This is a genomic window from Paenibacillus sp. S29, from assembly GCF_049319765.1.
In the GTDB taxonomy this organism is placed as follows: domain Bacteria; phylum Bacillota; class Bacilli; order Paenibacillales; family Paenibacillaceae; genus Paenibacillus; species Paenibacillus polymyxa_B.
On record NZ_JBMOUI010000018.1, the window covers coordinates 1 to 14,203 of the forward strand.

Here is a 14,203-nt window from a genome sequence, read left to right on the forward strand (position 1 = left end):
CACTCCAGAACCGTTCAGCCTCTGCTTTGTCCTGCCGCTCCAGCCATTCAATATATTCGCTGTATGGCGTTACCGGGGCAAGCTCCGGCTTGCGGTCTTCGAGGATGGCAAAGTACGTATTAAATGCCTCTCCTACAATTAGGAACAAGCACCAACCGTCCATCAAAATATGGTGGAAGCTCCACACAAAACGGTACGACTCCTCACCTGTACGCAAAATAGACACCCGCATCAGCTCGCCTGAGCTGAAATTAAAGCCTTCGGCTTTGTCACGCTCAGCAAAATCAGCAATGTATGCGTCCTGCTCTCCTTGTCCCATTGAGCGCACATCTTCAAAACGGAACCCGGCATGTTTGTGACGGTACACCACCTGTAAAGGCTGCTCATTCCAGCCGCTATAAAAATTCGTTCTGAATATTTGATGGCGATCCACCAGTTGATTTAAGCTTTCGGCAAAAGCCTCCACTTGAAAGCTACCTTGCAGATCAAATGTCGCCTGCTCAAAGTACGCCCCGGATTTTGGCTCCATTAGGCCGTGGAACAGGATGCCTTTTTGCATGGGTGTGAGCGAATAAATATTTTCTAGTTCTCCCGCAGCAGCCGTCTGCTCTACAATATGATCCAGCTCTCCAGCCGTCAGTCCTTGGAAGGACAAGTCACTTGGCGTCAGCTCTGGCAACTCTTTTTCCACACAGTGAGCCAATACCTCACGCAAGCTCTCCTGAAGCAGATCAGCCAGCTTTTTGATTGACTTTTTCATGAACGTTTTGTTGCTGTAGCTGATCGTCAGTTCCAGTGCACCGTCCGTGATCATGCCGTTGATATCCAGAGCATACCGCTTGGTCAACGTATCACTAATGGAAGCTCCGATGGAATAAGGAGACATGCGAAAGGCATTATGTTTCAAATCCTGATCGAATTGTCCGAGATAGTTAAAGCTGATTTCCGGCTCGGCGACAAAAGCGGCTTCCCCTTCCCTAGGCGCAGAAAGATATCTCAAAATACCGTATCCAATTCCTTTATACGGCAAACGACGCAGCCCTTCCTTGACGCTCTTGACACGCCGTCCCACATTCCGATCCTCGCCCATATCGAGCACAACCGGGAATTGGCTGGTAAACCAACCGACCGTACGCGTAATATCCACATCCGGCAAAATAGCTTCCCGTCCGTGACCCTCCAGATTTACAAGCACCTGACGGATGCCTGCCCACTCCTGAATTGCGGTGCCCAGAGCTGTCAGCAACAGGTCGTTCGCTTCCGTATTGTAGGCCCGGTGTGCCTGCTTCAAAAATTGTTCTGTTTCTTCTACCGTCCACGCTACTGTCAGTGTGCGGTCATCTCGTAGCTGAGGCTTGGCCTCGGATTTGCAAGTGTAATCCTTGGGCAAAGCTGCTTGTGTAGCTGCCGCTTGCTCCAGCTGTTGCCAGTACGCACGCTCCTTCTCCAAAGCCGAACTGTTCGCATATGTCGACAGCTGATCAGCCCACAGACGGAAGGAATCCGTCTTATTGGGTAAACGGACAGACTCGCCCCGTAAAGCCTGCTCATAACCGGATGCCAAATCCTCCAGCAAAATACGCCAAGACACGCCGTCGACTACAAAATGGTGGATCGCTACCAACAAATGGTCTCCATCCGGGCAACGGAACAGACCCAGTTTCACCAGCGGTCCTTCGGACAGATTCATGTTATTTTGAATTTCAGTTGCTTTCGTCTCAATCGTCGCGCTCAGCATGGATTTATTTGTCAAAGCTCTAAAATCCAGCACGTCCAGATGGTACAGCTCGCCTTCTTGTATTCCGCGGTTCCACGCTTGATAGCCTTGCTCGGTCTTCCTGAACACCATCCGTAGTGCATCGTGGTGCTCCGTCAAATGCATAAGCGCCTGACGCAAAGCAGCTTCGTCAAAGCCCTGCTCCCGGTGCAGCATAACCGCCTGATTAAAATGATGCGCATCCACTTGCTCTTGTTCAAAGAACCCGTGCTGGATCGGAAGCAACGCTGTTTTCCCGCTCACTTCTCCCTGATCTGCCGTATGACTTGCCTCGTGCATGTGCGGTGCCAATGCTGCAACGGTTGGATACCGAAGCAGATCCTTCATGTCCAGCTTGTAGCCTGCCTGGAATGCACGAGATACGATTTGAATCGCCTTGATCGAATCGCCGCCCAGATCAAAGAAATTGTCCAACATTCCGACGGTTGGCACGCCCAGGACGGACTGCCAGACGGCTGCGAGTGCCCGTTCCGTTGCAGTGCGTGGCTCTACATAATCCGCTCCGCTTTGCAGGCTGCCTTCCGGTGCTGGCAAGGACTTACGATCAATTTTACCGTTCGGTGTCAGCGGCATCTGCTCCAATTGAATGAAATACGACGGCACCATATAGCTTGGTAGCTCCCGCCCCAGCTCACTTCTCAGTTCGCTGGCTCCGAGTTCTTGACTCGCCACATAGTACGCCACGAGTTGTTTTTGACCCGTTTCGTCCGTATGGGCCACGACGACCGCTTCTCGTACCGATTCCACCTGCAATAGCTGCGATTCAATCTCGCCCAGTTCGATCCGGTAGCCCCGGATTTTCACCTGGTGGTCCATCCGTCCCAAATATTCAATGTTGCCGTCCAGCGTCCATCTCGCCAAATCGCCTGTACGGTACATACGTTCATACCCGACTTTGCCTCCTACAAACGGATTATCCACAAATTTCTCGGCCGTCAGTTCTTCGCGATTCCAATATCCACGGGCCAGTCCTTCCCCCGCAATACATAACTCGCCCGGCACACCGACTGGCTGCAATTCCCCACTCGCATTCATGATATAGATTTGGGTATTCGCGATGGGACGGCCGATATTAATGTCTTGAGCATGAGTCAGTTCCTGTACGGTCGACCAAACCGTCGTTTCTGTAGGTCCGTACATGTTATAAATGCGGGGGCCGTTTGCTTCTTGCAGTGCTGCGAGCAGCTTGGACGGAAGGGCTTCACCCCCGACCATAATTTCCTTTACGTCTCGCAGCGCGCGGAAACCTGATTCATGATCCATCAGCATTTGCAGCCGCGATGGTGTCATTTGCAACATATCAATATGATGGTGAGCAATCAACTCACCAAGCGCCTGAGGGTTCACCTGATGCTGGCGGTCGCCAAGCACAACAGTCATTCCACTCAACAGGGGCAGGATGGTTTCCAATACGAAAATATCGAATGAAATGGTCGTCAGTGACAAAATCGTTTTGTTCGCTTCAAAGTCGATGATTTCACGCATCCCGGTAATAAAGTTGAGTACCGAGCGATGCTGGAGCATAACTCCTTTCGGATTTCCAGTCGAACCAGAGGTATAGATGACGTAAGCCAGATGCTCTGGGCGGGCAATTGCCTCTAGGTTGCCGCTTTCTCCCTGATACAATGCTGCATCCTCAAGAAACATGGTATTGGCGATGTAATGATGTTCTTCTGCCAGATCACGACTGGTCAGAAGCACTTCGGCCTTGCTGTCTTCCAGCATGTATTCAATACGAGATGACGGAAATTCGGGATCGATCGGCACATATGCACCACCTGCTTTTAAAACGGCCAGCAGACCTACGATCATTTCCAATGAGCGCTGCACCATCAGACCAACCAGTTTGTCAGGTCCTACTCCTTGTGCTTGAAGCATTCGTGCCAATGAATTCGCCCGTTCATTCAGCTCCCGATAGGTCAGACACTGATTTCCAAACATAACCGCTGTCTGATCCGGTGTACGTTTTGCCTGTTCCTCGAATAGCTCATGAATCCCCACATTGTGTGGATAGGGCACTGCTGTCGCATTAAATACATCCATAATTTGTGCCCGTTCTTCGTCACTCATCAGTGACAACTCCTGAATCCGCTTCTGTGGCCCTTTCACCATATGTTCTACCACACTCAGGAATTGGCGAATAATTCGGGCGATCTCCTGCTCGCTGAACAACTCGGTCCGATAATCCAGTTGCAATACAAGTTTATCGTCATCCAGCATGTCTATCATGGCAATATCGAAGTCACTCACCGTATCTCCGCAGAAATCGGTATGCACCTGCTGAACGGCTTCATCAAAACGGGAGAAGCTCAGTGTACGGTATTGAATGGTAACGCCAAACAGGCGGCGAATATCCGTGCCGCTTTGCTGTTCACGCAAATCCTGCATGATTTTGTTGTACGGATAACGCTGATGCCGCAAAATGGACGCCTGCTCCTTGCCAACACCTTGCAGGAAGGTGAGTAGCTCGGATTCCGGCTCAACCCGCAGACGTGTAGCCACAGTGCTGACGAACATGCCCATTGTATTTTTTTCCTTCTTCAACGTACGGTTAGCATACAATGTGCCCACGGTTAAATCCTGTTCCCCTGTCATTTTATGCAAATAAATATACAGAGCAGCCAGGAAAAATGTAAAAATACTGATGTTATTCGCCTCGCAAAAAGCAGTGACACCACGATATAATTCGTGCTCCAGTGTATAGTTCTCCCGGCGTGCAGCCGTACTCACCGTAAGTGGATTGTATGATTTTAAACCTGTAACCTCCGGCAAATCGGCAAATTTCTCCGTCCAGTATATCTTGTCCTTTTGATAGCGGTCCGATTGCTCATAGCTTTGCTCCACCTGAATAAAATCGAGATATGAATTCTCTGGAGCCGACGCATCTGAACCTGTACCATGCACAATATTCATATAATGCCCCGTAATTTCATTAATGGCCTGCTCCATGGTTACGCCGTCCGAAATAATATGGTGCATTTTGAAACTAAACCAGGTGTCTTCTGCCCCCAACCGCAAAATAACAAACCGATACAGCTGCGAATCCAACAAGGGGAACGGCTGTGCGTTATGATGGCTGACCCATAGCTCAGCTTCCTCCGGGGTAACCTGAAGCGTTTCTATGCTTTGAGCAGCAAACGGCTCCACATATTGATAGGGGATGCCGTCCCGAGCCGTGATTTTGATACGAAAAGAATCGTTTTGTGCAATCACCCGGTTCATTGCCTGCTGCAATGCATCTATTCGAACTGTTCCCTTGATTTTAACAGTGGTAATAATCGTGGACGTGTTGCGATTGGGATACACAAGCTCCGTGTACCAAATACGTTGCTGTGGTTGGCTTAATGCAAACAATTGAACATTGTGCTGAGTCATACGTATCTCTCCTCGCGAAATAGATGTGGGTAAAAAGTAACTCCTCATAAATGACCGTCCTTGTCAAGGAACTGGTCATGTGTACCTTTTCACCGGCATTAAATTGCCAATGGCAGTCGGCAAAAGCGACCACTCCTGATATACCATTGAGATATGGGTGTCTTCGAAGAGCTAAATTTGAATAGAAACAAGCACATCTCTCTTTTTCATCACTCACACTTTCGCAGTGCAAGCTTTTTTAGTTGGGCGGACATAGTGAAATAACTCTGACTCTGGATGTATGAATATGTGCATGGAGTGAGAACATTTTTGAATTATGCTGAGAGTACATCTTGGTGGTGGGTTGTAGAATGGTTGCCGCAGTGTTAACAACGTAGTGTATCATGCTGTGTGCTGTTTGAATCTTGGCTGGAGGGTATCGATGCTGTGAGATACATGAGCTGCTGCAGCGTGGTGAGGAGCGTAATTCTAGGATGAAAGGACAAAAAAATACTCACGACTGCGCTTATAACTTCCTGATTTTGTACATGGATGAAAAATGATGGTCATCGGACGAGTCAACGGGATTCCCAGGCTGTTAAAGGATATATTTCGTATACCTTAAAAATAATAGAGCTGTCTTTTGGAATACGGAAAATGTGAGACGGATTTACCAGATATGATGCTATGGACAGGAAATCTTGCAGTTTTGCCTATACAACTGCCATGCTGTTTCAATTACAATCAGTGCTCCCATACAGTGTCTAAAAAAGAAAACAGCTTATGTACTTATGAAGCCATTTCGGGAAGCCGTGAGGGCATATTGTTCTGCTTGATATCCATGGAGCTTCTGCTGAACAACTTTCATGTTCTGTAAGCCATTCAGGTTTAAAGCCCCCATGTCGGGCGAAACAAAATAACTGGATCTTCTCAGTCAGATGGATCACGTTTTTAAAACCAAGACATGACCGAGTTGACATATAAATTTCTCATATCCTCTTACTGTCCAAAATCTCACAATAAATCCTTATATCCCTTTTTTCCTCCCAATACTTTCTAGCTATTTTAAATATACAAACTTTAAAACCGATTAGCATGGGACATAAGTTCCAAATTAATGGATTTCATGAAATCAATAAATAACCCATATTATTCCATTATTTTTAAATCTTCAAATGCAAGAATTTTACTTTTTTATTAAATTGAATACTGACCATGACTCGTTAATGTGATTCAAAACAAAATTTTTGATTTTATAAATTGATAAAATCAAAATGATGTAGGCTTGCAAGAAAGTCCAAAACCCTTGTGCGAAAACAAATTTTACGTTACATACCATTAACACAAATATAACAAATCAATCCTGACATAATCCGACAAATTTCAACTTTTTCAGCAATATTCTTTAATTACCTATATCATGGAATCTATTTGCATTAAGCTGGAATAATTCAAAATTAATAACTCTTCACTTTTTAAATAGATAGTGACTTTTAATAGATCTTTTGAACCAATTTACATGCGGAATTTTCTTTAATTTTTCTCCTGAAATTTTAGTTCAGCTTAAATTCCCTCTAATTTAAGCTATAAATTTTATTTTTTAATTAATAGAAACGTTTTGATTCCCCTTTAAAAATATAAATTTTTAGAAAACTCATAACTTTGGAACTATTTTTTTTCGCAAAATTTAATGAACGGAAAATACAAAATAGCAAGTCTCCATGTTGCAAGAGACTTGCTATTTTAAAGTTTTGGCGACTTGACCCTTAAGAATGAAGTGAATACTCTCACAGCGAACGTACCGGAAACATTTGTTGTGTGATGTATACTGTGTACGAATCGAATCGTTTTTGTTGCCGAGCGCATCACAACCGAGTGAGCTTCTGCCCTGTGACCAGACAGGAAACGAATGCTTTGAAACCACTCATCAGAAATCCAGACAAACCCTCGTACATCACGTCTTTTAAATGACAAGGGCTTGCCGCAGCTGTTCACATTAACCGACAGTTTTTTTACGCAAAACAATCTCATTACTGTCTTCCTCGCTAAACATCCCATCAAACGAGCGCTGACAGCCCATCCTGACAATCCAAACTGTTCCGAACTGGAGATCTCCATTAATACGCCATCCAAAGCAATAATTAAATCGCCGCTTTTTACCGTCAATGGTTGTTCGCCTAATTTACCAGCTTGCACTGCCTCCGTAATGAGAAACAGCGAAACATCTCTAACCTAGCATCGTTCCCCTTTTAGTTGATCCAGCTGTTAAGTCTCTTAGCATCCAGCCAATGGAATATGTATTTTGTGGTATGGATTATTCTTCCCAGTATATTAACATAATTAACAAAAATGCTGACATCTATGTAACTCGATGTCAGCAGGCAGAAATCAGCACTGTCAATTTGCTGTAAAGATATACTACGAAGTCAACAACCTTCAGCAGAATAAGAATAGTGAATAGTTCTTCACCCATCCACCACATCTGCTTGCAAATCTGTTGCAATTTCAATCATCTTAGGCACGACAGCCTCATCGGAAATAGCCACATACACATCACCCATGTAATGACGAAAAGGTATTTCTACATCAGCATACTTCCACATGAAAAAGTCTCCCTCGATCGACATGGTGCTCTCAGCACCTTGTATAATTAGTACTCGTGAATACGAAAAGTCTGGCTGGGATGCAAAGTAATCTTTGCACTCCTCCAGGGTAATGGATTGCTCCACAGGACTTTCCTGCATGGAACGGGTGATTCGAAAACGCTGGTTCATTGATCTGCCTCCACAATTATGATTAAAAAATTCTGGCTTTCATACCTTATAATGTCCATATGCTGATGTCAATGTCGTTGGAATTATATGGATATTTAATATGCTTTCAAGCATTTACTTTTAAGATGCATGTTCAAACTGACTATTGTATAGATCGGCATAGAAGCCGCCTTTAGCCAACAATTCCTCATGGTTACCCATTTCGATAATGTCACCGTCCTTCATGACCAGAATCAGATCCGCATTCTTGATCGTCGAAAGTCGGTGAGCAATCACAAAGGAGGTTTTCCCCACAGTCAGCTGGTCCATCGCTTGTTGAATCAGCAATTCCGTACGCGTATCGACCGAGCTTGTGGCCTCATCCAGAATGAGCATGGGTGAATCTTCAATCATCGCTCTTGCAATGGTAATCAATTGCTTTTGACCGGCAGAGAGATTGGCTTTGTCATCCAGCACTGTATCATAGCCCTGCGGCAGTGTTTTAATGAAGCTGTGCAGACCCACCGCTCTACATGCAGCTTCCACCTGCTCATCGGTAACATGATCTTTGGAAAAGACGATATTGTCACGAATCGTTCCTTCGAACAGCCAGGTATCCTGAAGCACCATACAGAATAATTCATGAATATTCTCGCGCGTTAATTGGCTAATCGGGGTGCCGTCAATGTAGATTTCTCCATCGTTCAGCTCATAAAACCGCATGAGCAAATTCACGAGCGTGGTCTTACCAGCGCCTGTCGGACCGACAATGGCAATTTTCTGACCAGCTTCAGCTTTCATGGAGAAGTCCTTGATGATCATACGATCTGCATTATAGCCGAAACGGACATGTTTGAATTCGACATCCCCTTTGGCAGTGTCCAGCTTTATGGTCTTGTGACGCTCATCTGCCAATTCTTCTTCACCCAGAAATTCGAATACACGTTCACTGGCGGCAGCCGCCGACTGCAGATTGGTTGCGGCCTGTGCCAGCTGCGACAAGGGCTGTGTAAACAGACGAATATACACCATGAAGGCGACAATAGTTCCAATAGTTATAGTCTGTTGGTTGACCAGCAAAGCTCCCACGACACAGACCGCGACATAACCAAAATTTCCAATGAACATCATGACTGGCATCATCAGACCAGACATGAATTGGGACTTCCATGCATTTGTATATAAGCGGCTGTTAATGCCATGAAACACTTCCTTGGCTGCTTGTTCCCCGTTATATACCTTGACTACGTTATGACCAGCATAAGTTTCTTCGATATGACCGTTGATCTGGCCAAGCTCCGCTTGCTGTGCAACAAAGTATTTCTGTGAATGCTTCATAATCACGCTCATCAGGCAAAAGCCGATCAGCGTAGCTATAATTCCGGTAACGGTCATGATCCAGTTCGTATACAGCATCATAATCAAGGCGCCCACAAAGGTAGCCAGCGCACTGACAAGCGTGCCGAGACTGTTGTTTAACGTTTGTCCAATGGTGTCGACATCGTTGGTTACACGGCTAAGCACATTACCGTAGCTCGTAGAGTCAAAATACTTCAAAGGCATATGATCGATTTTTCGAGACAGTTCTGTCCGCATCTTCTTTGTAAGACGCTGTGAGACGGTTGCTGTAATGAAGCCCTGGAAATAGTTAAAGATAAGACCAAATCCATATAAAAGCGCCAATACAAGAACAATCTTCTGAACAGCACTTACATCAATCCCGGTCACGATTCCTTCCTGAATCAGGTTGGCAATATCGCTGAGCTTATCGGGGCCAATCACGTTGAGGGTGGAGCCGACCAGGGCCAGTACCATAGCTAGTATAATCATAAGCACATAGGCCTTGCTGTAGGATACAAGCTGGCTGATGGTCTTTTTAAAATTATTCGCTTTTTCACCAGTACCCTTGCCCCCCGCGGGTCCTTTACCCATGGGACCTCGCTGATTCATTTTCATTTGCTGGCTGTCGACGGTGTGTTCATTCTTATCCATGTATGAGTTCCTCCTTCGAAAGCTGCGAATATGCGATTTCCTGATAGGTGCTGCAGTTCGTCATCAGCTCTTCATGCGTGCCGCTCCCTACAATCTCTCCCTGGTCCAGCACGATAATCCGATCAGCGTCTTTGATAGTACCTATGCGCTGACCAACGATAAGTGTCGTAGCGTGGCCGGTTTCTTTTTTGAGAGCGGAGCGCAGAATCCGGTCTGTTCTGTAGTCTAATGCCGAGAAGGAATCATCGAAAATATAAATTTCCGGCTGACGGTAGATGGCACGCGCAATGGACAGCCGCTGCTTTTGACCACCCGAAACGTTCGCTCCACCTTGCGAAATTCTACCCTGATATTGACCATCCATTTTTTCGACAAACTCCGTTCCTTGAGCAATACCAACGGCTTCTTTAACGAGTTTCTCCGAAGCTCCTGCTCTTCCGTTATCGCCATACGAAACGTTGGATACAACCGTACCGTGGAACAGTACAGCTCTCTGGGGGACATACCCGATTTTGTTATGGAGTGCCTGCTGATTATAGTCCCTGACATTCACACCATCCACGAGTACCTCTCCCTCGGTCACATCATAGAAACGGGGAATCAGATTGATCACGCTGGTTTTTCCGCTGCCTGTAGCGCCAATAAAGGCAACCGTCTCGCCTTGTTTCGCCGTAAAGCTAATGTTGCGAAGCACGGCCTCCTCCGCGTCCGGATATTTGAAGCTGACATTACGGAATTCCACTTGCCCCATAACGCTCTCTTCTCCAGTCGTCTCATGCCCGTTAACGATGCTGGATTCGGTATTCAAAACCTCCATGATCCGTTTGGCAGAGATCGAGGCGCGAGGCATCAGAATGAATATCATACTTACCATCATAAAGGCCATAACCACCTGCATTGCATAAGAGGAGAATACAACCATATTGGAGAACAACGTGATGCGGTCTGGTACGGCCGCCCCGTTAATCAGGTAAGCGCCGATACAATAGATAGAGACACTCAGACCTGACATAATAAAGGTCATACCTGGGCCAATCATCGTCATTAATCGGTTCGCGAACAGGTTTGTATTCGTCAACTCAACGTTAGCCTGCTCGAACTTCTCCTGCTGATACTGATCTGCATTATAAGCGCGTACTACCCGAAGTCCGATCAGATGCTCACGTGTTACCCTGTTCAGATTATCGGTGAGACGCTGGATTCTCTGAAAACTTGGAAGAGCGAAAACAACAATGACACTTAGCATTAGAATCAGAACAGCCACGGCCGCTCCTGTGGAGGCGGTCCACTGCCAGTTTTTATCCGCAATCTTCACAATAGCCCATACGGCCAGAATAGGTGCCTTGATGATCACCTGCAGCCCCAGCGCAACCACCGTTTGAATCTGCGTAACATCGTTCGTGGAGCGGGTAATGAGGCTTGCCGTCGAAAAGCTGTTCATCTCTTCCATAGAAAAGGATAAGGTCTTGTCAAAGACCATCGCACGCAGACGCATAGCCAGCCCAGCAGCCACCTTTGCCGCGAAATAGCCCACAATAATAGATGCAATCATACTGCCGACGGCACAAAACAACATGTAACTGCCGGGAATCAGCAGTTCGGACACAGGCGTTCCTTCCGTTTGCAGCTTGGTCGTAATTTCCGCCATATAATCAGGCAGCTTCAGATCAAGCCATACCTGCACAACGATGAAAGCTAGGCTGCAAAGTACGAGCATCCATTCATTTTTCTTGAGATATTTGAATATCTTTAGCATTCTGTTGCTCTCCTTTTATCTGATAGTCTTTGATGTTTGGTGAAGTATGGTGCGTCCTGCATCTGCATAGAAGTTCAGCTTCTAGAGACAATAAGCTTAATGAGTCGAATCAGTTCTTTAGCATCCTCTTCGTCTAACTTTCGAAGAACATTCTCGGTCCATGCAATTCCTTCATTATGCCTATCAATCATAAATTGCTTACCTGAATCCGTAATGAATACAATCACCTTACGTTTGTCGTTGACATCAGTACGCCGTACAACTAGCCCTTTCTTCTCCAGACTCTTCAGTGCCGTTGCTACCCGTCCCGTACTGACGGACAAGTATTCGCTCAAGTGGCCAGAGGTAACCCCGTCCTTATTGAAATTCAGACAAATGAGAATCCCCATTTCGCCACGTGAGAAGTGCCCTCGTTCCTCTAATGCCGGTTTCCGCGATTTGACGATATACTCGAATAGTTCTGTCGCTAATGATTTATAATCCAATGGTCACAACACCTTCTCGCTAATACCTTATAGTATGAGATAATTAATCTTATAGTATAAGATAATAATAATGTCGAGTCACAAAGTCAATTAGAGAAAATATGGAATACAAAAAAATCCTCCGTAACTAGCTTGTATCTTTACCAATTTTTCTACACAAAGTCCAATGTAAAAACATCAGAGCTAAAACTGAATCTCTTCTTATGTATCTTCCTCTGAACATCTTCATTATTGTTTGTAAGGTCAAGTTCTACATGCCGTACTTTGATGAATCGTCTGGTCATCGATTCCGCCCACAGATTCAAAGCATATTCGGCAATCTTACGCACTTCTCCCGCCACAATCGGAAACCTTCTTCCATGCTCCTGCCCAGGCAGCCAGCAAATTGGTTTGAGCAACAATATTCTGGATGCTCTCTGTGATCGCAGAGCTCATTAATTAGACCTTTTGTAGAGTACCTTGATAGAGTACTTTACAGAAGGTCTAAAGGACGTACTTTTTTTGCTTAATCGATTCGAATCGTTTTACTGACCCAAGCAGGCTCAATCAGTAATGTATACAGTCAGTCTTAAAACCCTGTAGTATACTGTGTAGGGATTGCGGTTTCTTTTTTCAATTTTGATGCTGCTTCCAGTGACCAATAAGGATTTCTCAACATCCCTCTACCCACAGCAACCAGATCAGCCTCTTCATTTCCGATAACTGCATTCGCCAAAATTGGATCTTCCAGTCTTCCAACGGCCATCACCGGAATATCCAGAGCTTCTTTGATATCTTTTGCCAAGGGGACTTGATACGCTGCGTGAGTTCCTGGTCTGCCCCATGCAGCTATAGGTCCCTCACCGCCAGATGAAATATCAAACATATCTACTCCTGCCTTTTGATATTCCTTGGCAAAAGCAATGCTTTCCTTAATACCATATCCACCTTCTACATATTCTTTGGCAGAAATACGCATCAACAGCGGCATATCTTCCGGCATTTCGCCCTTCGCTGCCTGAATGATCTCCCGACCAAAAAGGGTAAGATCTTTACCATATTCATCTTCCCGTTTGTTCGTAAGCGGCGAATGAAATTGATGAATCAAATAGCCATGTGCACCATGAATTTCAATGCTGTCGAATCCAGCCTTAACAGCGCGAGCTACAGCAGCACGAAATTTCTCAACGAGTCCTTTAATCTCTTCTGTTGCAAGCGCGCGAGGTTGTTTTGAATTTTCATCAAATGCAATAGCAGATGGTGCTACAGGGACTTCAGCATCTTCCGCCTTGCGTCCGGCATGCGCGATCTGGATTCCCACTTTGGCACCGTAGCTGTGACAAGCATCTACAATCCGTTTGAGAGCAGGAATCTGCTCATCTGACCATAAACCAAGATCAAAATCGGAGATACGACCATCTGGCTCTACATCTGTCATTTCAATTATGATAAAACCAGCTCCGCCTACCGCCCGGCTAACGTAGTGTATATAATGCCAATCTGTGGCGACCCCATCCTTTTTGTCAACCGAATATTGGCACATTGGAGGCATAACTACACGATTTTTCAATTCCAAACCTTTAATTGTATAGGGACTAAATAAATCTTTCATGTGAGAAAGACTCCTCTCTGATTTATATTATGAAATGCATCAATAAAATGCATGCACAAGCATATACATTAACATGTTTGTTTCATTTGTCAACTCTAGGTATGATTTCAAAACTTCAAAGTAATTGGTGCAAATAATTCTTTATTGTTTGGATTCACACTTGATCCTCATCTTCAGATTTTTTGCAATGCTTCGACAACTGAATCGTCACCAGTAATCAGATCAAATGCTCGCTTGTATGTGTTCTCCTCATCTAAAGCTGCCACAATGGCACTGGCTACATCCTCACGTGGGATACTGCCATAGGTGATATTCTCCGCGGCAGCCACTTTTCCCGTACCGATTTCATTCAAAAGAATCCCCAGTCTTATGATTGTGTAGTTCAAACTGCTGTTTCCAGCTATGAGTAATGGCTATACTTGAGACAAAAGTTATTCTTACATTCCTAAAATTTCTAGTTATAAGTGATACTTTCTTGCTTTATAACTGAGACTT

At 45.3% G+C, this 14,203-nt stretch carries 7 protein-coding genes and 1 pseudogene; all 8 read right to left on the bottom strand.

The window, feature by feature from the left end:
* Positions 1 to 5,152: amino acid adenylation domain-containing protein (locus ACL9RM_RS23270; RefSeq protein ID WP_414126575.1), on the bottom strand; the 5,152-nt coding region annotated here is incomplete at its 3' end.
* Positions 5,153 to 6,874: 1,722 nt separating this feature from the next.
* Positions 6,875 to 7,327, bottom strand: a complete 453-nt coding sequence (locus ACL9RM_RS23275; protein WP_250268345.1) for a hypothetical protein — start codon at positions 7,325 to 7,327, stop codon at positions 6,875 to 6,877.
* 269 nt (positions 7,328 to 7,596) lie between these two features.
* Entirely contained in the window at positions 7,597 to 7,905 is a 309-nt protein-coding gene (locus ACL9RM_RS23280) for a hypothetical protein (RefSeq protein WP_061830895.1), read from the bottom strand.
* Between the two features lie 120 nt (positions 7,906 to 8,025).
* Positions 8,026 to 9,876, bottom strand: a complete 1,851-nt coding sequence (locus ACL9RM_RS23285; RefSeq protein WP_250268344.1) for an ABC transporter ATP-binding protein — start codon at positions 9,874 to 9,876, stop codon at positions 8,026 to 8,028.
* Entirely contained in the window at positions 9,869 to 11,632 is a 1,764-nt protein-coding gene (locus ACL9RM_RS23290; protein WP_250268343.1) for an ABC transporter ATP-binding protein, read from the bottom strand. Before ACL9RM_RS23290 ends, ACL9RM_RS23285 begins: the two co-directional genes overlap by 8 nt.
* 74 nt (positions 11,633 to 11,706) lie before the next feature.
* Positions 11,707 to 12,117, bottom strand: coding sequence for a MarR family winged helix-turn-helix transcriptional regulator (locus tag ACL9RM_RS23295; RefSeq protein ID WP_250268342.1), 411 nt, complete (start codon positions 12,115 to 12,117; stop codon positions 11,707 to 11,709).
* A 568-nt stretch (positions 12,118 to 12,685) separates the two neighbouring features.
* The gene (locus ACL9RM_RS23300) at positions 12,686 to 13,708 is read right to left on the bottom strand and encodes an NADH:flavin oxidoreductase/NADH oxidase (protein ID WP_250268341.1); all 1,023 of its coding nucleotides are present in this window, start codon (positions 13,706 to 13,708) and stop codon (positions 12,686 to 12,688) included.
* A gap of 173 nt (positions 13,709 to 13,881) precedes the next feature.
* Positions 13,882 to 14,103 (bottom strand): annotated as a pseudogene (locus ACL9RM_RS23305) (NAD(P)H-binding protein); the annotation flags it as partial.
* Positions 14,104 to 14,203 lie beyond the last annotated feature (100 nt).